The 26,262-nt window shown below is 66.8% G+C and carries 25 protein-coding genes, 1 tRNA gene and 1 pseudogene; 13 read left to right on the top strand and 14 right to left on the bottom strand.

Annotated features, from left to right (window positions below; genetic code table 11):
* Positions 1-61 precede the first annotated feature (61 nt).
* On the bottom strand, positions 62-1,162 hold the full coding sequence (gene ychF / locus J2X45_RS13520) for a redox-regulated ATPase YchF (RefSeq protein WP_062096357.1): 1,101 nt from the start codon (positions 1,160-1,162) through the stop codon (positions 62-64).
* 118 nt (positions 1,163-1,280) lie between these two features.
* Here ychF and J2X45_RS13515 point away from each other — a divergent pair, with 118 nt between their 5' ends.
* Positions 1,281-2,111 carry a pirin family protein gene (locus J2X45_RS13515; protein ID WP_310215595.1) on the top strand — a complete coding sequence of 277 codons (831 nt, stop codon included), beginning with the start codon at positions 1,281-1,283 and terminating at the stop codon, positions 2,109-2,111.
* 136 nt (positions 2,112-2,247) lie between these two features.
* Here J2X45_RS13515 and J2X45_RS13510 read toward each other — a convergent pair whose 3' ends face one another.
* The gene (locus tag J2X45_RS13510; RefSeq protein ID WP_310215594.1) at positions 2,248-2,997 is read right to left on the bottom strand and encodes a hypothetical protein; all 750 of its coding nucleotides are present in this window, start codon (positions 2,995-2,997) and stop codon (positions 2,248-2,250) included.
* Between the two features lie 96 nt (positions 2,998-3,093).
* Positions 3,094-3,702 (bottom strand): aminoacyl-tRNA hydrolase, encoded by a 609-nt coding sequence (gene pth, locus J2X45_RS13505; RefSeq protein ID WP_310215593.1) that lies wholly within the window; start codon positions 3,700-3,702, stop codon positions 3,094-3,096.
* Positions 3,703-3,730: 28 nt separating this feature from the next.
* Here pth and J2X45_RS20345 point away from each other — a divergent pair.
* A pseudogene (locus tag J2X45_RS20345) lies at positions 3,731-3,834 on the top strand (hypothetical protein); the annotation flags it as partial.
* Positions 3,835-3,908: 74 nt separating this feature from the next.
* On the opposite strand, the gene J2X45_RS13500 reads toward J2X45_RS20345, so the two are convergent.
* From J2X45_RS13500 to lgt, 6 genes are all read right to left on the bottom strand, one after another.
* Positions 3,909-4,505, bottom strand: a complete 597-nt coding sequence (locus tag J2X45_RS13500) for a 50S ribosomal protein L25/general stress protein Ctc (protein WP_310215592.1) — start codon at positions 4,503-4,505, stop codon at positions 3,909-3,911.
* A 157-nt stretch (positions 4,506-4,662) separates the two neighbouring features.
* Positions 4,663-5,739, bottom strand: a complete 1,077-nt coding sequence (locus J2X45_RS13495; protein ID WP_310215591.1) for a hypothetical protein — start codon at positions 5,737-5,739, stop codon at positions 4,663-4,665.
* A 225-nt stretch (positions 5,740-5,964) separates the two neighbouring features.
* Positions 5,965-6,903 (bottom strand): ribose-phosphate pyrophosphokinase, encoded by a 939-nt coding sequence (locus tag J2X45_RS13490; protein ID WP_310215590.1) that lies wholly within the window; start codon positions 6,901-6,903, stop codon positions 5,965-5,967.
* Between the two features lie 125 nt (positions 6,904-7,028).
* Positions 7,029-7,814: a peptidoglycan editing factor PgeF gene (gene pgeF / locus J2X45_RS13485; protein ID WP_310215589.1), complete on the bottom strand. Its 786-nt coding sequence runs from the start codon at positions 7,812-7,814 to the stop codon at positions 7,029-7,031.
* Positions 7,811-8,962, bottom strand: coding sequence for a class I SAM-dependent methyltransferase (locus J2X45_RS13480; protein WP_310215588.1), 1,152 nt, complete (start codon positions 8,960-8,962; stop codon positions 7,811-7,813). Before J2X45_RS13480 ends, pgeF begins: the two co-directional genes overlap by 4 nt.
* Complete coding sequence (lgt, locus tag J2X45_RS13475) at positions 8,949-9,857, bottom strand: prolipoprotein diacylglyceryl transferase (RefSeq protein WP_310215587.1); 909 nt, start codon at positions 9,855-9,857, stop codon at positions 8,949-8,951. Before lgt ends, J2X45_RS13480 begins: the two co-directional genes overlap by 14 nt.
* Before the next feature lie 114 nt (positions 9,858-9,971).
* Between lgt and J2X45_RS13470 the strand changes: the two genes are divergently transcribed.
* The 6 genes from J2X45_RS13470 (at position 9,972) to rplL (ending at position 13,722) form a co-directional block, all read left to right on the top strand.
* Positions 9,972-10,229, top strand: coding sequence for an accessory factor UbiK family protein (locus J2X45_RS13470; RefSeq protein WP_012639990.1), 258 nt, complete (start codon positions 9,972-9,974; stop codon positions 10,227-10,229).
* A gap of 130 nt (positions 10,230-10,359) precedes the next feature.
* Positions 10,360-10,866, top strand: coding sequence for a YbjN domain-containing protein (locus tag J2X45_RS13465; protein ID WP_010918381.1), 507 nt, complete (start codon positions 10,360-10,362; stop codon positions 10,864-10,866).
* A 177-nt stretch (positions 10,867-11,043) separates the two neighbouring features.
* Positions 11,044-11,826, top strand: coding sequence for a pyrroline-5-carboxylate reductase (proC, locus tag J2X45_RS13460; protein ID WP_310215576.1), 783 nt, complete (start codon positions 11,044-11,046; stop codon positions 11,824-11,826).
* Between the two features lie 67 nt (positions 11,827-11,893).
* On the top strand, positions 11,894-12,427 hold the full coding sequence (locus tag J2X45_RS13455) for a TetR family transcriptional regulator (protein ID WP_310215574.1): 534 nt from the start codon (positions 11,894-11,896) through the stop codon (positions 12,425-12,427).
* A gap of 347 nt (positions 12,428-12,774) precedes the next feature.
* Positions 12,775-13,293: a 50S ribosomal protein L10 gene (rplJ, locus tag J2X45_RS13450; RefSeq protein ID WP_062096335.1), complete on the top strand. Its 519-nt coding sequence runs from the start codon at positions 12,775-12,777 to the stop codon at positions 13,291-13,293.
* A gap of 45 nt (positions 13,294-13,338) precedes the next feature.
* Entirely contained in the window at positions 13,339-13,722 is a 384-nt protein-coding gene (gene rplL, locus J2X45_RS13445; protein WP_310215570.1) for a 50S ribosomal protein L7/L12, read from the top strand.
* Between the two features lie 184 nt (positions 13,723-13,906).
* On the opposite strand, the gene J2X45_RS13440 is transcribed toward rplL, so the two are convergent.
* Together J2X45_RS13440 and J2X45_RS13435 are read right to left on the bottom strand one after the other, a co-directional pair.
* A complete protein-coding gene (locus tag J2X45_RS13440; RefSeq protein ID WP_310215567.1) occupies positions 13,907-14,803 on the bottom strand; it encodes a pirin family protein in 897 nt (298 codons plus the stop codon).
* A gap of 217 nt (positions 14,804-15,020) precedes the next feature.
* Positions 15,021-15,518, bottom strand: a complete 498-nt coding sequence (locus J2X45_RS13435) for an Lrp/AsnC family transcriptional regulator (RefSeq protein WP_062096149.1) — start codon at positions 15,516-15,518, stop codon at positions 15,021-15,023.
* Between the two features lie 142 nt (positions 15,519-15,660).
* On the opposite strand from J2X45_RS13435, the gene J2X45_RS13430 reads away from it, so the two are divergent.
* A complete protein-coding gene (locus tag J2X45_RS13430) occupies positions 15,661-19,098 on the top strand; it encodes an indolepyruvate ferredoxin oxidoreductase family protein (protein ID WP_310215561.1) in 3,438 nt (1,145 codons plus the stop codon).
* A gap of 197 nt (positions 19,099-19,295) precedes the next feature.
* On the opposite strand, the gene J2X45_RS13420 is transcribed toward J2X45_RS13430, so the two are convergent.
* Positions 19,296-20,465 (bottom strand): DUF418 domain-containing protein, encoded by a 1,170-nt coding sequence (locus J2X45_RS13420; RefSeq protein WP_310215559.1) that lies wholly within the window; start codon positions 20,463-20,465, stop codon positions 19,296-19,298.
* Positions 20,466-20,592: 127 nt separating this feature from the next.
* On the opposite strand from J2X45_RS13420, the gene J2X45_RS13415 reads away from it, so the two are divergent.
* From J2X45_RS13415 to J2X45_RS13405, 3 genes are all read left to right on the top strand, one after another.
* The gene (locus J2X45_RS13415) at positions 20,593-21,702 is read left to right on the top strand and encodes an NAD(P)/FAD-dependent oxidoreductase (RefSeq protein ID WP_310215558.1); all 1,110 of its coding nucleotides are present in this window, start codon (positions 20,593-20,595) and stop codon (positions 21,700-21,702) included.
* 103 nt (positions 21,703-21,805) lie between these two features.
* Positions 21,806-22,855 (top strand): glycosyltransferase, encoded by a 1,050-nt coding sequence (locus J2X45_RS13410; protein WP_310215557.1) that lies wholly within the window; start codon positions 21,806-21,808, stop codon positions 22,853-22,855.
* A gap of 44 nt (positions 22,856-22,899) precedes the next feature.
* Positions 22,900-22,976 (top strand) — tRNA-Met (locus J2X45_RS13405).
* Between the two features lie 39 nt (positions 22,977-23,015).
* Here the strand turns inward: J2X45_RS13405 and J2X45_RS13400 are convergent.
* Both J2X45_RS13400 and J2X45_RS13395 read right to left on the bottom strand, forming a co-directional pair.
* Positions 23,016-24,428: an HWE histidine kinase domain-containing protein gene (locus tag J2X45_RS13400; RefSeq protein ID WP_310215555.1), complete on the bottom strand. Its 1,413-nt coding sequence runs from the start codon at positions 24,426-24,428 to the stop codon at positions 23,016-23,018.
* 62 nt (positions 24,429-24,490) lie between these two features.
* The gene (locus tag J2X45_RS13395) at positions 24,491-24,949 is read right to left on the bottom strand and encodes an Lrp/AsnC family transcriptional regulator (RefSeq protein WP_310215553.1); all 459 of its coding nucleotides are present in this window, start codon (positions 24,947-24,949) and stop codon (positions 24,491-24,493) included.
* A gap of 105 nt (positions 24,950-25,054) precedes the next feature.
* Here J2X45_RS13395 and J2X45_RS13390 point away from each other — a divergent pair, with 105 nt between their 5' ends.
* Positions 25,055-26,260 carry a methionine gamma-lyase gene (locus J2X45_RS13390; protein WP_310215551.1) on the top strand — a complete coding sequence of 402 codons (1,206 nt, stop codon included), beginning with the start codon at positions 25,055-25,057 and terminating at the stop codon, positions 26,258-26,260.
* Positions 26,261-26,262: the final 2 nt, after the last annotated feature.

Raw genomic sequence — 26,262 nt, 5'->3', positions numbered from 1 at the left:
CTTACTCCCCAATGAGAAACGGCCGGGGCGTCTCCGCTCCGGCCGTTGGTATTCTGGTTGCTTAGACGTTGAAGCGGAAGTGCATCACGTCGCCGTCCTTGACGACGTATTCCTTGCCTTCCGACCGCATCTTGCCGGCTTCCTTGGCCCCGTTCTCGCCGCCCAGCTTGACGTAGTCGTCGAAGGCGATGGTCTCGGCGCGGATGAAGCCCTTCTCGAAGTCTGTGTGGATGACGCCTGCCGCCTGCGGGCCGGTGGCGCCCACGGGGATCGTCCAGGCGCGCGCTTCCTTGGGGCCGACCGTGAAATAGGTCTGCAGGCCCAGCAGGCTGTAGGCCTCGCGGATCAGGCGGTTGAGACCCGGCTCGGCCAGGCCCAGGGTCTCGAGGAACTCGGCGCGTTCTTCCTCGTCCAGCAGGGCGATCTCGCTCTCGATCTGGGCCGAGATGACCACGCTCTTGGCGTTGTCGCGGGCGGCGCGTTCGGCCACCAGGTCCGAGAACTTGTTGCCCTTGTCGGCGCTGGCTTCCTCGACGTTGCAGACATAGAGGGCCGGCAGCGAGGTCAGCAGCTGCAGCATGGCCCAGGCCTTGGCGTCTTCCTTGTCGATCTGGGCGGCGCGGGCCGGACGGCCGGCGCGCAGCTGCTCCAGCGCCAGATTGATCAGGCGCAGGGTCTGGATCATGTCCTTGTCGCCGCCGCTCTTGGCGCGCTTCTCGACGTTGGGCAGACGCTTTTCCAGGCTCTCCAGGTCGGCCAGCATCAGCTCCATCTCGATGATCTCAAGATCGCTGATCGGGTCGATACGACCCTCGACGTGGGTGATGTCGCTGTCCTCGAAGCAGCGGGCCACGAAGGCCACGGCGTCGCAGTCGCGGATATTGGCCAGGAACTGGTTGCCCAGGCCCTCGCCCTTGGACGCGCCGCGCACCAGGCCCGCGACGTCGACGAAGTTGATCCGGGCGGGGATGATCTCCTTCGACCCGGCGATCTTGGCCAGAGCGTTGAGGCGCGGCTCGGGCACGGCGACGTCGCCAGTGTTGGGCTCGATCGTGCAGAATGGATAGTTGGCGGCCTGGGCCGACGCCGTCTGGGTCAGGGCGTTGAACAGGGTGGACTTGCCGACATTGGGCAGGCCGACGATGGCGACTTTCAGGGCCATGGAACTCTCGTGAATTTCGTTGGGCGCGCGCTTAGCACGGATGGCCGCGAAAGGCGACCGCGCCCCTTGCGCGAACCGCAACACGATCTGATATCAATCGCCGAGCAAGGAGCCCGTCATGCCCGTTCGTCCGGTCCTGAAGATCGTCAAAGGCCAGCCCACTTCAGACGGGGCCGGCGTGCGCCTGACCCGGATGCTTGGCACCCCGGAAGCTCAGATGTTCGATCCGTTCCTGATGCTGGACTGCTTCGACAACGACCAAGCGTCCGACTACTTGGGCGGCTTCCCCGACCATCCGCATCGCGGCTTCGAGACCGTGACCTACATGCTGGAAGGTCGGATGCGTCACAAGGACAACACCGGCCGCGAGGGCGTGATCGGGCCGGGCGGGATCCAGTGGATGCGGGCCGGCAAGGGCATCGTCCACTCCGAGATGCCCGAGCAGGACGCGGGCCGCATGCGCGGCTTTCAGCTTTGGGTGAATCTGCCAGCCAAGCTGAAGATGAGCGCCCCCGGCTACCAGGAGTTCGAGGCCGACAGCATTCCGGTTGAAACCCGCGACGGCGAGGTGACCGTCAAGGTGATCTCCGGCGCGACGGAAGCCGGCACGGCCGGTCCGATCGGCGGTGGCGCGGTGGACGCGCTGTATTTCGACGTCGTGCTGCCCGCCGGTGCCGTCTTCGAGGAGCCGGTCGGCGATGATCGCAACGCCATGCTGGCGGTCTATGAAGGCCAGGTGCGTGTGGCCCATGACACCGTCGGCGCCTTGTCGGGCGTGTTCCTGGGGCGCGGCGACACGGTGCGCGTGGAGGCCGTCACCGACGCCCGCGTCCTGTTGCTGGCCGGTCGTCCGATCGGCGAGCCAGTGTTCTGGCACGGGCCCTTCGTGATGGACACGCGCGAGGGGCTGGTTCAGGCGTTCGAGGACTTTCAGCGGGGAAAATTCTGAGGCGACGGCCTAGAGCCTTTAGCCCGAAAACGGAATCGATTTCGGGCGTTAAAAGGGCTCTAAATCATATGCTTAGAGCGTGAGGCCGAAACCGGTTCCCACTTTCAGCCTCACGCTTTGGGCGGGGACGGCCGATCTAACCCACCGCCTGCGCCGCGAAGTCACGCCAGGTCTTGGCTTCCTTGCGGAAGTGGGCGTGGGTTTTGGTCAGGCGCTTGTCGATCTCGGCGAGTTGCGCGCGCGCTTCGTCTTGTCGGCCCTGACGCGCCAGGAAGGCCGTGTAGCGCGCGACGCCTTCGAAGCCGGGATAGTGGTCTGCGGCCCAGCGGAGCGCCGTCTCGGCCTGCTCGTCGCGGCCCAGCGCCTGGTAGACGCGGCCCAGCGCCAGCATCGTGTGCGGCGTGCGGCCGGCGGTCGGGGTTTCACCCAGCTTTTCGAGCAGCGGCAGGGCCTCGGCCGGCCGGTCCAGTTCGATGAGAGCGTTGGCGCGACCCAGCAGCAGTTGCGGATCGTCGGCGTAGAGGCCCGTAAGGCTGTCAGCGTAAAGGCGCTCGGCCTCCGCATGCTTGCCCAGCTCCGTTGCGGCCAAGGCCAGGCGAACGCGGTTGGCGACGGTCGGCGCGTCGTCCACGGCCTTGGCGGCCTCGCGGTACTCGCGTTGCGGATCCAGCGCCTGGCGCGCGGCGGCGCCGACCTTCTGCGCGGCGCGTCCGCCCAGCAGCTCAGGCAGGATCACGGCGGCCAGATAGACGACGCCTCCAACCGGCTGGAACAGCAGGATGATCCAGAGCCAGTACATCTCGCGATGGGTCCGGACGACGTGGACGCATAGCGCGATCGAGAACAGCAGCGACAGGCCCAGCAGCGGCAAAGGAAGCGAGAACATGGCTGGGTGTTTCCTTCGCAGGCTGGAAGTCGTCAAGCAGGCGGCCGAACCGCCGCTCCGGTCTAGATGGGGACGCCTTGGCGGAGCGGGAAGGCTCTAGGCGGGCTTGCGCGGGTCCGCCTTGGGCGCGGGCGCCAGGCGCATGACCTCGGCCTGGTAACGCTCGTCGTCGCCGAAGGCGGCGAAGGGCAGGGCGTCGGCGATGGCGTCCAGCATCGGGTCCAGCCACTGGTGCTCGACCTTATGGAAGTCGCCGAGCACATAATGCATCACCGCGTCCTTGTGACCTGGATGGCCCACGCCGATGCGGCCGCGCCGGAAGGCGTCGCCGACCTGGCTGGTCACCGAGCGGATGCCATTGTTGCCGGCCGCTCCGCCGCCGGACTTCATTCGGAAACGGCCCGGCGCCATGTCGATCTCGTCGTGAAACACGACCACGTCAGCCGGCGTCAGCTTGAAGAACTTCATCGCCTCGCCCACCGCGCGGCCGCTCTCATTGTAGTAAGTTTTGGGCTTCAGCAGCAGCAGCTTGACCGGCCCGTCCGGCGTCGAGACCTGCCCTTCGCAGGCCAGACCCTGGAAGCGCGCGCGCCAGGGCGCCGTGCCCCATTTGCGAGCCAGGGCGTCGACGGCCATGAAGCCGACATTGTGGCGGTTCTTCTCGTACTTGGGCTCGGGATTGCCCAGGCCGGCGAGGATCAGCATGTCTGTTCCTTGTAGGCGGTGAGGCCTTGCGTTCTTCGAGGCTCGGCTTCGCCTCGCACCTCAGGATGAGGAATTCAATATGCAAGGGGCCCTCATCCTGAGGCACCCGCGCAGCGGGCCTCGAAGGACGCACGGCCTCAAAGAAAAACGGGCGGACCCGAAGGCCCGCCCGTCTCTAATGCGCTTCGATCCGACGACCGAGAGACTTAAGCGACGGTGGTGTCGCCGGCGTCCGACTGGGCCGAGGCCGAGGCCTTCAGGTTGGCGATCACGAAGTCGCGGTCCATGGCCGGCTTCACGCCTTCCGGCAGCTTCACTTCCGAGATGCGGATGACGTCGCCCAGGTCGTGCTTGGCCAGGTCGATGACCAGCTCTTCCGGAATCTTGTCGGCCGGGCAGGCCAGCTCGACGGTGTGACGGATCACTTCCAGGGTGCCGCCCTTCTTTAGGCCCGGCGAGGTTTCCTGGTTCTTGAAGTGCACCGGCACTTCGATCTTGATCAGCTGGTGCTCGTCGACGCGGTACAGGTCGAAGTGGACCGGCTCGTCGGTGACGGGGTGGAACTGCACGGCCTTGGCGATGACCGACTGCTTTTCTTCGCCGTACTGCAGGGTGACCAGGTGGCCCAGCAGCTTGCCGGTGTACAGCGACTTGCGGAATTCGTTGGCCTTCACGGCGATGTTCACCGGAGCCTTGCCGCCGCCGTACAGGACGCCCGGGACCTTGCCGGCGCGGCGGGTGGCGCGCGCGTTGCCGGTGCCGGCGCCGTCGCGGATTTCAACGTTCAGAATGATCTCGGCCATGGTGGCGTTCTTTCTAGAGAGCCGGATGCTCTCTTCTGGGACCAGAGCGCCTATGGCTGGATCGCCACGCTCGCCCGGTCGTTTTGGGGTCGCGCTACATACACAAAAGGGCCGGGCGACGCAACGCCCGGCCCCTGGTGATGGAAAGCGCGGAAGATCAGCCCTTCTTGGCCGGCTTCTTGGCGGCGGCCTTGGCCTTGCGCGAGTTGGAGCCGGCCCCCTTGGTCGCGATCGATTCCTTGACCGGCAGAACCTTGGGCGGCTCCGGCGGCACGGTGGCGCCGGCCGCCTTGATCACGCAGGCGCCGGTGTCGATCAGGATGTGCTGACCCAGGCAGAAGATGTCCTCGTAATGCGGCTTCGACACGGCCAGGCACTGGTAGAGGTTCAGCTTGGCCATGCTCAGGCAGCTGTTGGTGGCCGGATCGAGGCTGAGGGCGTCGATCGAGGCCAGGTTCTCGTCGCCGGCGGCGCCGAGCGCGGCGAGGGCGGCGACCGCAAGGCCCCGGATCACCACGGGCGAGTAAGGCGCCTCGGCGGCGCGCGGGGTCAGGCCCAGCGACTGCCCGCCGATCGAGGCTTGCTGCAGGACGGCGACATCAGCGCTTTCGGCCAGCGCGGGGCTCGTCGACAGCGACTTGGCGGACGCCAGGCGGCCGTCGCGGTCCACGACAGCGCTCTTGGACCAGGTGGACTTCTGAACGTCATAGGCGGCCTGCTTGACGGCCTTGCCGGCCATGAACAGCTTCAAGCCGTCGCCGCCGATGGTGTCGATGATCAGGCCTGCAGCGCTGTCGCTGCCCTTGAACACGGTGGCGTAGGACGGGTTGGAGAAGAGGTTGTTGACCATCTCCTGGCGCTGAGCCGGATTGGCCGCAATCTCTCGCACCGAGGCGACGAAGGTGGGGTCCTGTAGGGCGAGCACGGCGGCATAGGCGACCGCGCCGTTCATGAACGACTTGGTCTCATAAGCCGCGCCGACCTTCAGCGAAGCCTGAATCTGCTCGCCGTTCTGGAAGGTGGGCGAAACCTGGCTGGCGCGCGCCATATAGCCCCGGAAGGCGCTGGCGCGCTCGACGACGCTGGCCGACAGGGTGATCGGCGGCGGCGGCGGCGGGGCCTGGACGACGGGCGGAGGGGGCGGGGGAGGCGGAGAGCTACAGGCCGCGACCATAGCGGCCAGCGCCACGGCGGTCGTCGTCAGCACGACCCGCGTACGCGAGAAGAAACGCATTATCCGAATTTCCCCATAAGACTTTAGTGGCGCACATAGCAGCCCGGGCAGGCGACATTGTGACTGTCGCCCCGTTAACCAAGCTTTTACAAGCGTGACCGTGCGAGAGGCGAATTCCTCATGGAACGCGCCGCTTCACGCGAAAAATAACCTTAATGGGCCTCCGGGCGCGCAACGCCCTGGAGGAGCGCGGCGTGGCCGGTAACGAATGGCGTCGGCCGCCGCTCAGTCGAACAGCTTCGACACAGACTCTTCGTTGGCGATCCGGCGGATGGCCTCGCCGATCAGCGGGGCGCACGAGACATAGCGAATCTTCGGACACGCCTTGGCCTGGTCCGAGGCCTCGATGGAGTCGGTGACAACCAGCTCGGTCAGGACCGAATTGGCCACACGATCCGCCGCCGCGCCCGAGAGCACGCCATGGGTGATATAGGCGCTGACCGACTTGGCGCCGTGGGCCATCAGGGCCTGGGCGGCGTTGCACAGGGTGCCGGCCGAGTCGGCGATGTCGTCGAAAAGGATGCAGCGGCGATCCTTGACGTCGCCGATGATGTTCATGACTTCCGACTGTCCCGGACCCGAACGGCGCTTGTCGACGATGGCGAGGTCCGCGTCGTCCAGGCGCTTGGCCAAGGCGCGCGCGCGCACCACGCCGCCGACGTCGGGCGAGACGACCATCAGATCATCGCCCATCGGATAGTGACGACGGATGTCCTCGGCCATCAGGCGCGAGGGCAGGAGGTTGTCGGTCGGGATGTCGAAGAAGCCTTGGATCTGGCCGGCGTGAAGGTCCATCGTCAGGACCCGGTCGGCGCCCGAGCGGGTGATCAGGTTGGCCACCAGCTTGGCCGAGATCGGCGTGCGGCCGCCGGTCTTCCGGTCCTGGCGGGCGTAGCCGAAATAGGGCAGCACGGCCGTGATCCGCTTGCCCGACGCGCGCTTGAGGGCGTCAATGCAGATCAAGAGCTCCATCAGGTTGTCGTTGGCCGGATAGCTGGTCGACTGGATGACGAAGACGTCTTCGCCCCGCACGTTCTCGTCGATGGTGACGAACACCTCGAGGTCGGCGAACCGGCGCACCTGGGCGCGGGTCAGCGGCATGTCGAGATATTCCGCGATCGCCTGGGACAGCGGGCGGTTGGAGTTGCCGGACAGCAGCTTCATGATGATCTCGGGTGTGGGGGTCGCCGTTGGCGGGCCTTCTAGCAGGCGAAGCCCCGGACACAAGTGTTAACGGCGAGACTTTTTCGTTTCCGTACCCGGAGCATGGTCTGGACGGTGGCGGGGGCTCACGCCTCGAGCATGATCGCCGACAGCAGGCGGCCGTAATCGCCCTCGTTGTTCAGGAAGGCGCGGCGGTTCGAGAAGAACCATTCCTCCTCGGCGCGGGTGTCGCGGCCGACCCACTCGCGGCGTTCGACGCCGGCGGTCGCCAGGCGGTCCAGCACGAAGGCGGGCAGGTCGAAGAAGCGCTTGTCCTCGCTCGCGCCGCGCTTGAAGAACCGGCCCGAGCCCGGGCAGTCGGCCTCGAAGCGATGCAGGAAGTCCAAACCCACCTCGTAGGACTTCGGGCCGATGCAGGGGCCGACCACGCCCGTCATGTTGGCGGGACTGGCGCCCAGCTCGACCATGCGGTCCACGGCCGACTGCACGACGCCGTCCAGCGCGCCGCGCCAGCCGGCATGGGCGGCGGCCACGATCCGCGCCTCGGGATCGACCAGCAGCACGGGGGCGCAGTCCGCCGCCATGGCCCCGCAGATCACGCCGGGGGTCTTGGACACCACAGCGTCGCCCTCGGGCCGCGCCTCGCCCCATGAGCCATCAGCGACGATCGAGATGGTCGAATGGATTTGATAGCAGACGTTGAGGTCCTCAGGGCCGCCGCCGAACCAGCGCGCGATCCGGGCGCGGTTCTCCTCGACATCGGCCGGTTCGTCCTTGCTGCCGCGTCCGACGTTCAGGCTGTCATAGATGCCCTTCGACACGCCGCCCTGGCGCGTGAAGAAGGCGTGGCGCACGCCCGGCAGGCTGGACAGCAGCGGCGACTGGACGGTGGGCAGGGTCGGCGTCTTCATGTCGCGTCCTCGAAGAGGGGGGGCGAAAGGCCGGGCGCGCAAAGGCACGCGACCTTGAACAGATCGCCCATCTGCGCCTCTCCGACCAGGCGATCAAGCTGTCTTGCGATCTCGTCGACGCGATCGGGCTGGCGCGCGGCCAGGGCCTCTGCGCGCTCCAGAATTCCGAGGGCCAGCAGAAACTGGCCTTGCGTCAGGATCGGACCCGCCTTGGCCCCGGTCTCGCGCGCCGCCGCGATCACCGACGGGAAGTCCGCCCAGACGGTCAGGTCCGCGAGGCCCGCCGTTTCCAGCGGGTCGACCTTCCGGTGGTTCTGGATCGCCTGCAGCGTGTCGCCGGGCTCAGGCTCCGCGCGGCCATAGTCGATCAGCAGCGCCGCGCCGCCGTCGGTGATCAGGCGATGGGCGATGTCCGAGGCGAGCGCCGCCTGGGCGGGGGAGGATTCCACGACGCAACCGGCTTCCAGATCCTCCCCCCAGCGGGGGAGGTGATCCAAAGGACCGGAGGGGGAAGGCGCGTGGCCGACGGGACTTCCCCCTCCGTCCGCTACGCGGACACCTCCCCCTCTGGGGGGAGGGTTTATAGCGCGCAACCCGAACGCCAGCGCGCCATCCGCGTCCAGTCCGATCACCCGCTCGGCCCAGCCCGTCCGGGTGCGGACGAACTGACGCGCGGGCAGGCAATCCAGCAGTTCGTTGGCGACGAGGATCATCGGCGCGCCGCCCGGAACCTCGTCCAGGCGCGAGACCCAGCGGGGGCCTTCGCCCAGCCGCGTGACCTGCTTGGTTTTCAGAGGTTCGGACACTTCGACCAGCCACACCTCTGCGGCGGCGAGAAAGTCGGGCGCGAGTCGCCCGGCCCGAAGGAGGTCGCTCATCAGCGTTCCATCCCCCGGCCCCATCTCGACCAGACGGAACGGCGAGGGACGGCCCATGCGCGTCCAGGTCTCGATCGCCCATAGGCCGATCAACTCGCCGAACATCTGGCTGACCAGCGGGGCGGTGATGAAGTCGCCGCCCGCTCCGAGGTCCGGACGCGTGGCGTAGTAGCCGTCGCGCGGGTCATGCAGGCAGCGGGTGAAGAACTCGGGAACCCCGATCGGTCCATCCTGGGCGATCTGGGCCTTCAGACGATCAAGCAGGCTCATGCGCCTCGGCGTCGTTCTGGATCGGTTCCTTCAGCGCCTTCCACAACAGCCAGCCGCCAGCCAGGATCATCGGGATCGACAGCATCATGCCCATGGTCAGGCCCAGCGGGAAGTCGGGCATGCCGACGTCGGGATTGCGCACGTTCTCCAGCGACAGGCGCGCCAGGCCATAGCCCAGCAGGAACGTCGCCACGAGCGCGCCGCGCCGGCGAAGCCATTTCAGCTTGTAGATGGCGAACGCCATGATCAGGAACAGCAAAAGACCTTCCAGCGCCGCTTCGTAGAGCTGGCTGGGATGGCGGGGCAGCGGCCCGGCCGGGCAGATGCGCTGGGGGTGATTGGCCTGGATCGTCTCGTTGCAGAAGATGATCCCGAACGGTCCGTCGGTGACGCGGCCCCACAGCTCGCCGTTGATGAAGTTTGCGATGCGGCCAAAGAAGATGCCGATCGGCGCGACCGGCGCGATCAGGTCGCCCAGTTTCAGCATGTCGATCTTCTGCTGGCGCGCGAACAGGACGATGGCCGCGCAGACGCCCAGGAAGCCACCGTGGAACGACATGCCGCCTTCCCAGATCTTGAAGACGTCCATGGGGTGGGCGGCGAGCCAGGCGCGCTGGTCGTCGTTCATCAGCATGTAGAAGAGGATGTAGCCCAGGCGCCCGCCGGCGATGATGCCGAGCGTGATCCAAAGCACCAGATCATCGATCTGCAGCCCGGTGGCCGTCGGGGCTCGGCCGCCCCAGACGCTGGACGTCCGCGTCAGGCGAAGCGCGTAGCGCCATCCCAGCAGGATCCCCGCCACATAGGCGAGAGCGTACCAGCGCAGGGCCAGCGGGCCGAATTGCAGGGCCCAGGGGCCAATGTGGACCACGGGGTCGATGTTCGGAAAGATCACGCGCTCGGGCTCCGTGCGGGACAGATCGACGCAGACGTATAGCGTTCGGGCTTCGCTTTCATCCACCGTTTCCCATATAAGAGCGCAAGGCCCATTCGCGGGCATGGATTACCGATGCACAGCCAGAACCCCTTCCTCGACGAATTCGCCAAGCTGACCCAGGCGGCCATGGGCATCGCCCAGACGGCCGGCGAGGAGGCCAAGACCGCGATGCGGGCCCAGGCGGACCGCTTGGCGGCGGAGTTCGACCTGATCCGTCGCGACGATTTCGAGGCCCTGAAGGCCGAAGTGGCGGCGCTGCGCGAGGAAGTGGCGGCCTTGAAGGCGGCCAAGAAGGCGCCCGCGAAGAAAACCGCGAGTTCAGGCGAATAGCTGACCCGCCGCTCGCTTCCAGCGTGAAGCGAGTTGAGACGAACGCCGCGAAGCAGATTAGTGTCCCCGTACGTGAGCGATTCAGCGCGGGGCTAACCCCCGCCGTCGCCGGCGGGGACGTAGGTTTTTCATGGACACCCAACCGGAAGACGACGACGTCCTGATGGCTCTCGATCCCCTGGAGGTGGTCGAGCACGTGCTGTCGGCCGAGAACCTTACCTTCGATCGCACCGAGGACGGTGATCTCGCCTTCGCCCTGAAGGGCGACTGGAAGGACTACGAGCTGTGGTTCGCCTGGCGGCCCGAGGCCGACTGCCTGCAGCTGTGCCTGTCGCTGGACCTGCGCGCACCGAAGTCCAAGCGCGCCAACGCGTATGAACTGCTGGCCCTGATCAACCAGCGCGTCTGGCTGGGGCATTTCGAGGTCTGGACTGAGGACGGCGAAGTGGTGTTCCGCCACGCCCTGGCCCTGCCGTCGGGCGAGCGTCCCACCATGGCCCAGGCCGCCTCTATGATCGACGCGGCGGTGGAGGCGGCTGACCGCTTCTTCCCGGCGTTCGAATTCCTGCTGCAGGGCGCCAAGACCCCCGACCAGGCGATGGCCGCCTGCATGTTCGAGACCGTCGGCCAGGCCTGATTAGGGCTTCAAATCCTTCTCCCCTTGCGGGAGAAGGTGTCGCGAAGCGACGGATGAGGGGTCGCGCAGGCGAGCGCTCGTCATCTTGCGGCGAAGTCCGAGAAACCCCTCATCCGACCTGCTCCGCAGGCCACCTTCTCCCGCAAGGGGAGAAGGACAGAGATCGAGGTGACGCGCATGACTCCCATCCTTCTCCTCGGCGCGGGCCGCATGGGTGGCGCTCTGATTCAGGGCTGGCGCGCCGCGGGCGCCTTTCAAGCCTCCGACCTCATCATCCGTGATCCCCATGTGGACGCCGCCGCCTTCGCGGGCGCGGTGGTCAACCCGCCGCTGGAATCCCTGAGCGCCGCCAAGACCGTCCTGCTGGCGGTCAAGCCGCAGATCTGGCGCGAGGCGATCGAGGACGTTGTTCCGCACCTGGCCCCGGATGCGGTGATCGTGTCGATCGCCGCCGGCGTCCGCGCCGCCGACATTTCACAAGCCTTCGGCGGCCGGCGCGTCGCAAGGGTGATGCCAACGACGGCCGTCGCGATCGGACGCGGCGCGGCCAGCCTCTACGCCGACGACGCCGAGGCGCTGGCGCGGGCTCAAGCTCTGTTCGCGCCCGTCGCGGTGGTGGCGATCCTGCCGGCCGAGGACCTGATGCACGCGGCCACCGCCGTATCGGGCTCGGCCCCGGCCTATCTCTACGCCTTCATCGAGGCGCTGGAGGCGGCGGGTGCGGCCCAGGGGCTTGAGTCGGCTGAAAGCGCCCGTCTGGCCCGCGCGACCATCATCGGCGCGGCCGCCCTGATGGCGCAGAGCGGCGAGGAGCCGGCCGAATTGCGCAAGCAGGTGACGTCGCCCGGCGGCACGACGGCGGCGGCGCTGTCGGTGCTGATGGGCGAGGGGGGCTTTGGGGACCTTCTGCCCAAGGCGCTGGACGCGGCCGTGGCGCGCTCGAAGGAATTGGGCGGTTAGGCGCTTTGACGGCTTAACGGGAGAGGATCGTCTTGTCCCTGTCGCCGCGCGGGGCCATGTCTAGCCTATGACCGCCGACATCCTCGACCGCGCCGCCGCCGCCCTGGCGCTCGCCGCCGACAAGCCATGGCCTCAGGTCACGCTGCGCGACATCGCCGCCAAGGCCGATGTGCCCTTTCCGGCGCTGTATGCGCTGGCCGATAGCAAGGCGGCGGTTCTAAGCCACCTCTCGAGGCGCTTCGACCAGGCCGCGCTTGGTGTCGACTATCCCGAAGGCTCCGCCGCGCACGACCGCCTGTTCGACGCGGCCATGGCGCGTATCGAGGCGATGGAGCCGCATCGCGCGGCGCTGATCGCCATCGCCAAGAGCGAAGGGGTTCTGGCCTCCGCCGCGCGTTTCCCCCGCATCGCTCGCGCGATCCTTGAGGCCGCCGGTGTCGAGGCCACCGCCCCGCGTCTGGCGGCGATGACGGCGGTGTGGGTCCGTGTGGTCCAGGTCTGGCGCGACGACGAAGGCGCGCTGAACCGCACCATGGCCGAGTTGGACAAACGCCTGAAGCAGATGGCCGAGCAATTGGGCAAGATCGGCGCGGGTCTCTAGGCCCCTGTTTGTCGGCCCCCTGTTGAAATCCACCGCGTCTTCGTCTATACGGCGCGCCTTCTCCGACGGACTCCGGTCCGTTGGCGAACCTGTTTGAGAACAACGGGGCGTGGGGTCACCAACGCCGTAACCGAGGAAGAGCCCTTCCTCGCCGTCGGGAGACAGGGATAGAGACGCCAAGTCTTCCTGCTCGTGGCCCCCTTCTTCGGTTGGGCCGGTCCGAGACCGGAACGCGGCCGACTTTCCTTGAAACAGGCACATGCGACTCGCACGCGGGAGCAATCCCGCATGGGACCGCATCTGGCTGCCGGAATGGTCCGGCCGCTGTTATTGAGTAGGAGACCGCAATGGACCGCGCTCAAAAGCAGGAATCGATCGAGTCGCTGAAAAGCGTCTTCGCCGATGCCGGCGCTGTCGTCGTGACCCACTACATGGGTCTGACCGTTGCGGAAATGACCGACCTTCGTCTTCGCCTCCGCAAGGAAGGCGCCGCGATCAAGGTTGTGAAGAACACCCTGGCCCTCAAGGCTCTGGACGGCAAGCTCGGTGACAAGGGCGAAAAGCTCTTCACCGGTCCGGTCGCCATCGCCTACGGCCCGGACGCCGTTTCGGCCGCGAAGATCGCGGTGCAGTTCGCCAAGGAAAACGACAAGCTCAAGCTCGTCGGTGGCGTTCTGGACCAGACCAACGTGCTGGACGAAGCCGGCGTGCGTGCTCTGGCGACGCTGCCGTCGCTGGACGAACTGCGTGGCAAGCTCATCGGCCTCATCCAGGCTCCGGCGACCAAGGTTGCTGGCGTCCTGCAGGCCCCGGCTGGCCAGCTGGCTCGCGTTTTCAACGCCTACGCGACCAAAGACGCCGCGTAACGGTCATCCCCGCAATCTATCCCAATCTCTCTAAGGAACTGACACATGTCGAAGCTCGAAAAGCTGGTCGAAGAACTGTCCACCCTGTCGGTGCTGGAAGCCGCTGAACTCTCGAAGATGCTCGAAGAGAAGTGGGGCGTCTCGGCCGCCGCTCCGGTCGCCGTCGCCGCCGTTGGTGGCGCTGCTGCTGCTCCGGCTGAAGCCGCCGAAGAGCAAACCGAATTCACCGTCGTCCTCGTCGACGGCGGCGACAAGAAGATCAACGTGATCAAGGAAGTCCGCGGCGTCCGTCCGGACCTCGGCCTGAAGGAAGCCAAGGACCTGGTCGAAGGCGCTCCGCAGAACGTCGTCGAGAACGTCTCGAAGCAACAAGCCGAAGAGATCTCGAAGAAGCTCACGGAAGCCGGCGCCAAGATCCAAATCAAGTAATTCGGTCCCAGCCCCGGACATTCCGACCCTGTCGGAATGTCCAGCCTTTTACAGGAAATTGGAGCCCCTTGGGGCTCCGGGCTGGGAATCGGGTTCCTTTTGGACCTGCCGAAGCGGCCTCGGAGGGAAACCTCCGGGGCCGTTTTCTTTGGGCGTTCAAGGCGCCGTGATCGGGGCCTTGGTCCTACGACATCGGATTGGCTGGCGGCGGCGGCCCCTCGGGCAAGGGGATGAATTCATCGTGGTCCAGATCCGGCAGCTTCATGCGGCCGGCCTTCCAGTCGGCCTTGGCCTGCTCGATGCGGTCCTTGGACGAGGAGACAAAGTTCCACTCGATGAAGCGCGGCCCCACCGGCTCGCCGCCCAGGAGCATCACGGTGGAGCGCTCCAGGGCCTTGAACACAATGGTGTCGCCCGGCGCGAACACCGCCATCTGTGTGGCTGCCAGTTCCCGGTCGCCCACCTCGACCCGGCCAGCCGCGATATAGGCCGCACGTTCGGAATACTCGGCTGGGAGGGCGGCGACCGTGCCGGGCTCCAGCTCCCAATGCACATAGAAGAGCGGCGAATAGACTGGAACGTTCGACTTGGCTCCGAAGGCCTCGCCAGCAATCAGCCGCGCCTTAAGCCCGCCGCTCTCGTAATAGGGCAGCTCGGCGGCGCCTTCGTGGTGCGTAAAGCTTGGAGCGATCTCCTCGAATTCCTTGGGCAGCGCCACCCAGGCCTGCATGCCGTCCATGCGGCCGCCATGCTCGCGCAGGCCCTCGAAGCGCTCGGAGTGGGTGATGCCGGAGCCGGCGGTCATCCAGTTGACCTCGTGCGGCTTGATCACGGCCAGCGAACCCACGCTGTCGCGGTGGGTGATCTCACCCTCGAAGAGATAGGTCAGGGTCGACAGGCCGATATGCGGATGCGGACGCACGTCCGCGCTCTTGGCGAAGCCGGGGTCGAAGGCCGCGGGGCCCATGTGGTCGAGGAATGTGAACGGGCCGACCATCCGATGGGCATGGAACGGCAGCACACGCCCGACCTCGAAGTTGCCGAGGTCCTTGCGGCGGGCGTCGAAGACGAGGTCGATCATGGAAAGCTCCGGCGGCTAGGCGACCGGGAGCTTAGCGGGGAGTTTCGCGGGGCGCTTGTTGAAAACGACCCTTCTCCCCGTGTGGGAGAAGGTGGCCGCGAAGCGGTCGGATGAGGGGTTTCTGGGGCTGTCCGCGTATGAAAAAGGGGCCGCTGGTGCGACCCCTCATCCGTCGACTGCGTCGACACCTTCTCCCGCAAGGGGAGAAGGAAAGTCGCTAGCTCAGCGGGCTGACATAGGGGCTGATCAGGCCCAGCGGCACGGCGGTGGAGTTCTTGACGCCGCGGATGACGATGCGGCTTTCGATGTTCGACACCAGGCCCAGCGACAGCAGCTTGTCGCGCAGGAATTCGTCAAAGGCGCGCATGTCGCGGGTGACGATCCGCATCTCGTAATCCGCCGCGCCGGTCACGGTGGCGCATTGCACGACCTCGGCCCACTTGCCGACGGCCTGTTCGAAGGTGTCGAGATTTTCCTTGGTCGGCAGCGACAGCTTCACGGTGCAGTACACCTCAAAGCCCAGGCCCAGCTTTTCGCGGTCCAGAATGGTGACGCGGCGCTGGATGACGCCGGCGTCTTCCAGGCGCTTGATCCGGCGCCAGCAGGGGCTGGACGACAGACCTACGCGTTCGGCGATCTCCGCGACGGACAGTCCGGCGTCGTGTTGGATGAGATCCAGAATCTTGGCATCCACGGCGTCGAGTTGTTCGGACAAGAAATTCCTCCCCCCAGAGGGCGTTGGCGCTTTGATTTTGCGCAAAGCGCCCCCGAGTCGGGCACGCCTTGGGCAAACATTTTCCGCGCTTCTATAAGATATTGCGTAGCGGGCGAGAAGACCCGGGAGGAAAATTTTTGCCATGCGGCACTCGGAAGTCACTCTCGACGACAAATATGTGCTCGAAGATGGTCGCGCCTTCATCACCGGCGTGCAGGCGCTGCTCCGTGTTTTGCTCGATCGCAAACGCCTCGACCGCAAGGCGGGGTTGAACACCGGCGGCTATCTGTCGGGCTATCGCGGGTCGCCGCTGGGCGGCCTCGATCAGCAGGCCGCGCGCATCAAGAAGCTTCTCACCGCGCATGACGTGGTCTTCCAGGAAGGCCTGAACGAAGACCTCGCCGCCACCGCCGTGTGGGGCAGTCAGCAGGCCAATCTGTTCCCCGGCGCGCTTTACGATGGCGTGTTCGGCATGTGGTACGGCAAGGCGCCCGGCGTTGATCGCACCGGCGACGTCTTCAAGCACGCCAACTTCGCCGGGACCTTCCCGACCGGGGGCGTCCTGGCGGTGGCCGGCGACGACCACGCCTGCAAGAGCTCGACCCTCCCGTCGCAGTCGGAATTCGCCTTCCAGGACTTCGAGATGCCGGTGCTGTCACCGGCCGACGTCCAGGAGGTGCTCGACTACGGCCTGCTCGGCATTTCGATGTCGCGGTTCTCGGGCCTGTGGACGGGCATGATCGCCCTGGCCGACACCATGGACTCCGGCGTGACGATCGACGTGTCGCTCGATCGCCACCAGATCGTGGTCCCCGAGTTCGCGTTTCCGCCGGGCGGTCTGGGCATCCGCCAGAAGGACCAGCCGATGGAGAAGGAGCGGCGCATGCGGCTCCACAAGATCCCGGCGGCCCTGGCCTTCGCCCGCGCCAACAATATCGACCGCGTGGTGCTGGGCGCTTCGCACGTCAAGGTCGGCAAGGCGCGGCTGGGCATCGTCTGCCAGGGGCAGGCCTACAAGGACGTGCTGGAGGCCTTCACGGCCATGGGCATGACCCTGCAGGAAGCCGCGGACCTGGGCGTCTCGATCTACAAGGTCGGCATGCCCTGGCCGCTGGAGCCGCTGGGCCTGCGCGCCTTCGCCGCCGGCCTCGAGACCCTGATGGTCATCGAGCACAAGCGCGCCCTGATCGAGCCGCAAGCGCGCGCTGCGCTCTACGACCTGCCCGCCCAGGCGCGTCCGCGCGTCATCGGCAAGACCGACGAAAAGGGCGGCCCGCTGCTGTCCGAGCTCGGCTCGCTGTCGGTCGCCGAAATCGCGCTCGCCATCTACGACCGCTTGCCGGACGGCCCGCACATGGAGCGCGCCCAGGCCTACCTCAACCGCGTCAGCGCCGCTGGCGTCGCCGCCGTCAGCCTCGCCGCCGACCAGGCCCGCAAGCCGTTCTTCTGCTCGGGCTGCCCGCACAACACCTCGACCAAGCTGCCCGAGGGCAGCCGCGCCCTGGCCGGCATCGGCTGCCACTACATGGCCGGGTTCAACGACCCGATGACCGACCTCAACACCCACATGGGCGGCGAGGGTCTGACCTGGGTGGGCGCCGCGCCGTTCACCAGCGAAAAGCACGTGTTCCAGAACCTGGGCGACGGCACCTACAACCACTCCGGTTCCTTGGCCATCCGCGGCGCCGTCGCGGCCGGGACCAATATCACCTACAAGCTGCTCTATAATGACGCCGTCGCCATGACCGGCGGCCAGCGCGCCGAGAGTGGCTTCACACCCGCCCAGATCACCCGCCAACTGGCGGCCGAGGGGGTCAAGAAGACCGTCATCGTCGTCGATGACCTCCAGCGCTACGAGGGCGTCAACGACCTGGCGCCCGGCGTCGAGATCTTCCCGCGCTCGGACCTGATGCGTGTGCAGGAGATGCTGCGCGAGACGCCCGGGACCACGGTGCTGCTCTACGACCAGACCTGCGCCACCGAAAAGCGCCGCCGTCGAAAGCGCGGCTCGATGCCCAAGGCCACCCAGCGCGTCTTCATCAATCCGCTGGTCTGCGAAGGCTGCGGCGACTGCTCGGTGAAGTCCAACTGCGTCTCGGTCGAGCCGCTGGCCACCGAGTTTGGCCGCAAGCGCAAGATCAACCAGTCGTCCTGTAACCAGGACTACTCCTGCGTCGAGGGCTTCTGCCCCTCGTTCATCACCCTGGAAGGCGCCGAGAGCGCTCAGTCCAAGAAGACGCCGGCGACCCTGACGGCCGAGTCGACGCCGTTGCCCCAGTTCGAGCCCCTGACCGGCGTGCGCAAGATCCTGTTCACGGGCGTGGGCGGGACGGGCGTGACCACGGTCGCCTCGATCATGGCCATGGCCGCCCATATCGACGGCCGCGCCGGCAGCGTGGTCGACATGACGGGTCTGGCCCAAAAGGGCGGCTCGGTGTTCAGCCACGTCAAGATCGGCGAGACCGAGGAGACGATCGTCGGCGGCCGCGTGCCGGCGGCCAGCACCGATGTGCTGATCGCGTGTGATCTTCTCGTGGCGGCCAGCCCCGAGGGTCTCTCGCTCTACGCCAAGGACCGCACGCGCGCCTTCGGCAACAGCGACTTCGCCCCCACGGCCGACTTCGTCACCAGCCGCGACGTGCGCTTCGACAGCGGGGCCATGGCGCGGCGCGTCAAGGGCGCGACCAAGACCTTCGACGCTTGCCCGGCCCAGCGCCTGGCCGAGACCGAGTTCGGCGACGCCATCTATGCCAACATGATCATGGTCGGCTTCGCCTGGCAGCGCGGGGTGATCCCGCTGTCCAGCCGCGCGGTCTATCGCGCGATCAAGCTGAACGGCGTCGACGCTGACGCCAACCTGCAGGCCTTCGAGCTGGGTCGCCGGGTGGCCCACGATCCGTCGACCCTGACGGTGAAGGAAGACACCACCCCGACGCCCGAAACCATGCCGCTGGACGCTCTGATCGCCCACCGCGTGGAGCAGCTGACGGCCTATCAGAACGCCGCCTACGCCCAGCGCTATGCGGACAAGGTGGCCAAGGTCCGCGGCGCCGAGACCGCCGTGTCCGGCGAGGACGGCGCCCTGCCGCTGACCCGCGCGGCGGCGGTGAACCTCTACAAGCTGATGGCCTACAAGGACGAGTACGAGGTCGCGCGCCTCTATACCGACGGCCGTTTCGCGGCCGAGCTGGCCGGGACCTTCAAGGGCGGCAAGGCCAAGGTGTGGCTGGCTCCCCCGCTGCTGGCCCCCAAGGGCGCCGACGGTAAGCCCAGGAAGATCGCCTTCGGCGGCTGGATGCTGGATCTGGCCTTCCCGATGCTGGCCAAGCTGAAGGGCCTGCGCGGCACGGCGCTCGACATCTTCGGCAAGACCGAGGAGCGCAAGATGGAGCGCGGCCTGATCGCGTCTTACGAGACGAGCCTTGATCGCCTGGTCGCCGGGCTGTCCCCCGAGAGCGTGCCGCTGGCCGTGAAGATCGCCGAGATCCCCCAGCAGATCCGCGGCTTCGGTCACGTGAAGGAGGCCTCGGTGAAGGTCGCCAAGGCGGCCGAGGAGAAGCTGTGGGCGCAGTGGGGGTAGGGGCGAGAGACTGCTCACGACCCTAGTCGGACGCTCGGAAAATCCTCCCCCCAGAGGGGGAGGAGGCCGAAGGCCGGAGGGGGAAGTGCTGCCGAGCCGGTGTCTTCCCCCTCCGTCGGCTTCGCCGACACCTCCCCCGCTAGGGGGAGGATCTGGTCTCCTCACCACCCCAAGCCGTCGCTCCAAACCTCCGCCCCTCACCGCATGAACGGCACCTTCACCGTCCCATAGGTCGCTGCGCGCCAGACCCACTCCAGCGGGCCGTAGTGGAAGCGCTTGAACCACAGAGTCGCCACCACGCCCTGGATCACCAGGAAGCCGAGGCCCAGCAGTAGGGCGGTTCCCTGCGGCAGCCATTTCCAGGCGCCCAGGCCAAAGCCATAGAACACCGGCACCCAGATCAGCGATTGCAGGACATAGAAGGTCAGGGTCATCCGACCCATCGGCGCCAGGCGTCCCAGCAGCTTCCGGCCAACGCCCTCATAGGCCTCGACGATCAGCAGCACATAGACGCCCATCAGCGAAACGTCGAACCAGCCGCCCATCAGGTTCCCCAGCAGCTTGCGCGCCATAGGCGCTGCGGTCGCGTCGGGCAGCAGGGCGGCCAGCGGCGCCTGGCCAAAGCGGGCCAAGAGCGCGACCACGATCAGCGCGACCAAGGCGCGTCGGCGCTGGCGGAGGAACCGTTCCGGCGCATCGAACACCCCGGCGCGGCCCAGGCTCAGGCCAATCAGGAACAGCGCCAGGATCTGGAAGAGGCGGCCCGTCTCGATGAAGAACCACCACTTGAAGCTCTGCCCCTGCCAGACGTTCCAGGTCAGCATCGGGCCAAGGGCCGCGTCGCGATAGAAGGCCGGGCCGGTGTCGCCCCAGTGATGCGGCGCGGCGTTGGCCCAAGTCGCGCCCGTCGCGGCGCTGACGATCTGGAAGGCCAGCAGCGGCTGGGCCAACAGCACCGCCGCGACCGTCAGGATCACCTTGGTCGGGGCCCGATAGAACGGGATCAGCAGCAGGCCCAGCGGCGCCAGCACCATCAGGATGTCGCCGCGATAGACGAGGCTATGGGCCAGGCCGATCAGGGCCAGCACCACCATCCGCCAGGCGAAGCGGCCCGAGAAATTGGTTCCCCGCCGATCGGCCCTGTCCATCAACAGGAAGAAGCTCAGGCCAAAGCACAGGGTCAGCAGGCTGAAGGCCTTGCCCATGAAGAAGGTGGTGAAGATCGTGTGGGTCAGGTTCTGGTTCGGCGCAGCCCAGTAGATCTCGTACTGCTCGAACATGTGGACCATGTAGACGCCGATAAGGGCGAAGGCCCTCAGCGTGTCGATCAGCAGATTGCGCGCGGGCGCGGCTGGCGTGCCGTCCATCTCGTCATTCCCCCCGATGCGACGTCTGGGCGCCGCGTGGCCTGACCATGCCGCGTTTGCTAGCGCTGTCAATCAAGGTGAGAGCGTCGTGACTGGCCAATTGGGGCGCCTCGTCTAAGGTGGCGGTATGAGCGAGTTTGATTTCGACGCGGTCGTGGTGGGCGCGGGCGCCGTGGGGCTGGCCTGCGGTTACGCCCTGTCCCGGCGAGGCCTGGTGGTCGCGGTCCTGGAGGAGCAGGGGCGCATCGGCGAGGGCGTCTCCTCCCGCAATTCCGAGGTCATCCACGGCGGGCTTTACTATCCGACGGGCTCACTGAAGGCCAAGCTGTGTGTCCAGGGACGGCGCGCGCTGTACGCGTTCTGCGACGCCCACAAGGTGCCCTACAAGAAGTGCGGCAAGCTGGTGGTGGCGACGTCGCAGGACGAGATCGCTCGGCTGAACGCCATCTGGGACCAGGCTCTGGCCAATGATGTCGAAGGCATGGAGCGCCTGACCGGCGCGCAGGCCCGGGCGCTGGAGCCTGGCCTCAACGCCCACGCCGCGCTGCTGTCGCCCGAAAGCGGCGTGTTCGCCAGCCATGACTACATGCTGGCCCTGCAGGGCGAGATCGAAGCCGCCGGCGGGGCTGTGGTGCTCTCGACCCCGTTCGAAGGCGCCGAGCCCTTGGCCGGCGGCGGTTTCCGGATTCGCGCCGGCGGCGCCGAGCCCACCGACTTGACCTGTCGGCTGCTGGTCACCGCGCCGGGCCTGTCGTCACAAGCGGTGGCGGGCCGGATCCAGGGCTATCCCGCCGACCGAATTCCGACGGCCCACTTCGGCAAGGGCGTCTATTTTCGGCTGAGCGGCAAGGCGCCGTTCCAGCGCCTGATCTATCCGCCGCCGATCCATGGGGCGCTGGGCACCCACTATCGCAACGACATGGGCGGTCAGGCGGTGTTCGGGCCGGATCTCGAATATGTCTCCGCGCCGGACTATTCGATCGATCCAGCCAAGGCCGAGGCGTTCGCCGCCTATATCCGCAAGTTCTGGCCGGACGTGCCGGCGGATCGGCTGGTGCCCGACTATGCGGGCGTAAGGCCCAAGCTGCATGGGCCTGATGAGGCCCAGCCGGATTTCCAGCTTCTGGGCGCCGAGGATCACGGACTTCCAGGTCTGATGGCGCTCTTCGGCATCGAGAGCCCTGGCCTGACGAGCTCGCTGGCGATCGGCGAGACGGTGGCCGAACGGCTCGCCTGATCGAAGCTGGCAGGGGCGGATCGCAAGCCGAAGCTCCCGCGTTGACACCAGGGCCGCGCGCCACGATGGTCGCGGCCCGCAACGCCTCCCCCGGAGTTTCGCCTTGACCACCATCCTGCACGCCATGCTGGGCAAGGGCCTTGGCGGTCTTGAGCAGGTTTTCCTCGACTACCAGCCGATCCTCGAAGCCTGGGCCGCGCGCCACGGCGATAGCTGCGTGGGCGTCGTCCGTAGAGGCGGCAAGGTCGCAGCGGCCCAGGCCGAACGCAGGCCGCCGCTCAGCGTCATGCCGGCGCTGACAGACTGGGATCCGATCACGGTCGGCGCCGCACGCGACCTCGTGAAGGCGCATCGGCCCGCGCTCATTTTCAGCCACGGCCAGCGTCCGGCCCGCGTCTTCGACAAGGCTGCGCCGGCCGGCGTCGTGCGCGCCGTATGCTTGCACAAGCCGTCCTTCGACGTCACGCCGGGCACGCACTATGTCTGCGTCGGACGACATCTGGCGGCGCTAGCGATCGAACGGGGAGCCCCTGCGGATCACGTGTGGTTCGTACCCAATGCGGTCAAGCCGCCCCGCGCTCAAGCCCATCCCTTCGCCGTGGACGGAGCGGCGGTCAGGATCGTCGCCGCCGGACGGCTCCATTCCAAGAAGGGCTTTGACGTCCTCATTCGCGCGATCGGCAAACTGCGCGCCTGGGAATACGAGGTGACTTGCCAGATCGCGGGCGAGGGCGACGAGCGCGGCGCGCTGGAGACGCTGATCCGCGAACTCGACCTCGAGGCCTGCGTCAGTCTGGAGGGCTGGACCGATGATGTGGCCGGGTTCCTGGCGACCGGCGATCTCTTCGCCTTTCCTTCGCACCAGGAGGGCTTCCCTCTGACCTTGCTGGAGGCGATGGCGGTCGGCCTGCCGGTCGTGGCCAGCGAGATCGATGGACCACTTGAGATCCTGACCGATGGGGTCGACGGTCGTCTGGTTCCTGACGATGATCCGGACCGTCTGGCCGAAGCTCTGGCTGAGCTGATCAGCCAGCGCGACGTTTCGCGGCGCCTGGGGGGCGCTGCTCGCCAGCTGGTCCTGACCGAGTACAGCCCCGAGGAACTAACGCGGCGACTGGAAGCTGCGCTGAATGGAATGACATCGCGCACTTGATGCGAAGCGCGCTTGGGCGTATGACCCCCGTCCGTCCTGGCTATGGCTGGGTAGCTCAGATGGTTAGAGCGGTGGATTCATAACCCACAGGTCGGCGGTTCGATCCCGCCCCCCGCCACCAGGACGGATAGATCTCCCCTAAAACAGATCGGGATTTTCCCTAGGCGCGTTCGGTCGAGAGCTCCGGCAGCTTGGCCCGAAGCGAGCAGGAAAAGCCCTCAGGCGGATAGGCCATGGTCGCCTCGCCCTTGAGTTCGCCCCTCAGGCTGCGCTCGATTAGCCGCGAGCCGAAGCCCTTGCGGGTCGGCGGAGTCACGGGCGGGCCGCCCGCTTCTGTCCATTGGCAGTCGAGCCAACGCGCCTCGGGATCATACCGCCACGAAAGGTCCACTCGACCCTCGGCGTTCGACAGCGCGCCGTACTTCAGAGCGTTGGTGGCCAGCTCGTGGAAAATCAGGGCCATGGTGAGGGCGCCTCCGGGCTGCAGGCGCACGGGCGGGCCCGTGATCTCGACACGGGCGCCGGCCTCGTCGAAGGGGTGCAAGGCCCGTTGCGCGACTTCGCTCAGGGAGGCCCCGTGCCAGCTCTCGCGGGTGAGGATGTCATGCACGCCTGAAAGGCCCATCAGTCGGGCCTCGAACTTTTCGAACGCCGCTGTCGGGCTGGGCTCGTTACGCAGCGTCTGGGCGGCCATCGACTGCACCGTAGCCAACGTGTTCTTCACGCGGTGGTTCAGTTCGTTGATCAGCAGGCGTAGCTGGGCCTGGTGATGTTGCTGTGCGCTTTCGGCCTGCTTGCGGTGGCTGATGTCGGAGAGGATCACGACCGCATAGGGAGGCTCCTCGGCGGGGCTGACCTTCGAGACGGTCAGGTTCAGCCAGAGGATTTCGCCCGGCGTCGCGCCGACAAATCGGCGGTCGGCGGCGTAGGTGTTGATCTCGCCGGCCCACAAGGCCTGGCCGTCGGCGATCGCCTTGCCGAGGTCTTCTTCGTGCACCAGGGCGGCCATCCGGGTTCCCACCAGCTGGTCCCGGGCGCGGCGCAAGATGGCGCAGAAGCTGTCATTGGCCTCCAGAATGGTCCCGTCCTCAGTCAGGCGCGCCACGCCCATGGCGGTCTGGTCAAAGACGGCCCGATAGCGCGCCTCGGCCGCTTCCAGCGCACGGCGCGCCAGGACGCCAGCGGTCACCACCTCGGTGTAGAGCACAAGGCCGCCGATCTCTCCTGCGTCGGTGCGCCAAGGCGCCATCGACCAACGGATCCACTCGGTGCGTCCGTGACGATCGACATAAGGGTCGCCGTCGTGGCGCAACTCGACGCCCTCGGCGAGAACCCGGGCGTGCAGGTCCCGCCACTTTTGCGGCACTTCGGGAAAGACGTCGTAGTGGAGGCGGCCGATCAACGGCAGGTCTGGCGCCATGTCCTGGTCGGTCAGATACCGGCTCGACGCCGCCAGATAGCGCATCTGATTGTCGAAGATGGCGATGCCCAGCGGCGCGTGCTTCAGCGCCGTCGTGACGCTGGGGGACGTGGCCATGGGGGGGCTGGGCTGGGGCGGCGCTTTGTCGATCATCGCGCAACCATCGTATCGCCTGAAGGTAAGGCTTGGATTGACGTTCCCGTGAGGCGGGCGTTTCAGCCCGCCACAGGAAACACACGGGTCTGCTTGACCACCCCGTAGGCGAAACTGGTGTCGATCGAGGCGATGCCCGGGATGGCGTGCAGCTTGCGGCGCATGAAGTCCTCATAGGCCTCCAAGCTGTCGACGATCACGCGCAACAGGTAGTCGTCGCCGCCCGCCAGCAGAAAGCAGTCGAGGATCTGGTCGATACGCGCTACGGCGTCTTCGAACCCCTTGATCAGATCCTGGCCATGGCGGTCCAGCCGAACGCGGACAAAGACCGTGATGGGCAGGCCATAGGCCTTCTGGTCCACCAGCGCCGTATAGCCGGTGATCACGCCCTCGGCCTCGAGATTGCGCACGCGCCGCAGGCAGGGGGAGGGCGACAGGTTCACCCGCTCGGCGAGTTCTTGGTTGGTCAGCCGGCCATCCTTCTGCAGTTCACGGATAATCTGACGATCTTTGGTGTCCATACGTCGTTCCTGAGCAGGATCTGCCAAAATGGATGCTTAGGATAGCAGACTTTGCAATTCCATGTGCCTCTCTCGGCGCCAAAGTGGCGTCAAAGGGAGCAGCACATGCGCGACGACCAGACCGGCTTTTCCACGCGGGCGATCCATGCGGGCTACGATCCCGCCGACGAGCATGGCGCGCTGACCCCGCCGCTGCACCTGACCTCGACCTTCGCTTTTGAGAGCGCCGAGGCGGGCGGCGAGATGTTCGCCGGGACCCGCGAGGGGCACTTCTACTCGCGCATCTCAAACCCCACGACGGACCTTCTGGAGCGTCGCCTCGCCAGCCTGGAAGGCGCCGAGGCGGCGGTCGCCACGGCTTCGGGCATGGGCGCCATCACCGCCACGCTGTGGAGCTTTCTGCGCGCGGGCGACGAGGTGATCACCGACCAGACCCTTTATGGCTGCACCTTCGCCTTTCTGCGTGATGGCCTGACCCGCTTCGGCGTGACGGTGAAGCAGGTCGACATGACACGGCCCGAAGCGCTTGCGGCCGCCATCTCCGACCAGACCCGGATCGTCTATTTCGAGACCCCGGCCAATCCGAACATGCGTCTGGTCGACATCGCCGCGATCACCCGCATCGCGCATCGCGCCGGAGCCAAGGTGGTGGTGGACAACACCTACGCCACGCCGTGCCTGACGCGACCGCTCGCTTTGGGCGCGGACATCGTGGTGCACTCGGCGACGAAGTATCTGGGCGGACATGGCGATCTGATCGGTGGGATCGCCGCTGGCGGGATCGAAGACATGGGCCGCGTGCGCTTGTGCGGCGTGAAGGATATGACCGGTGCGGTCATGTCGCCGTTCACCGCCTTCCTGATCCTGAGAGGGCTCAAGACCTTGTCGCTGCGGATGGGCCGCCATAGCCAGAGCGCCCAGACGGTCGCGCGTTGGCTTGAGGACCATCCGGCGGTGGAGCAGGTGTTCTACCCCGGCCTCCAGAGCTTTCCACAACGGGATCTGGCCGCGCGCCAGATGATGTCGGGCGGTGGCATGATCGCGTTCGAGCTGAAGGGCGGCCACGCGGCCGGGGTGGCGATGATGAACCGGCTTGAACTGATCCGCCGCGCCGTGTCGCTGGGCGACGCCGAGACGCTTATCCAGCACCCGGCCAGCATGACCCACTCGCCCTATACGCCCGAGGAGCGTGCGGCGGCCGGCATCGGCGAGGGCATGGTGCGCCTGTCCGTCGGCCTTGAGGACGTCTCCGATATCCTGGCGGACCTGGAGGCGGCGCTGGAGCCGCTGAAGGTCGCAGAACCGGCCTGACG

Origin of the sequence: Caulobacter sp. BE264, assembly GCF_031457805.1 — a bacterium.
Taxonomy (GTDB): Bacteria; Pseudomonadota; Alphaproteobacteria; order Caulobacterales; family Caulobacteraceae; genus Caulobacter.
Note: the sequence above shows the minus strand (reverse complement) of the source record. Positions and strands in the feature narration are given on the sequence as shown.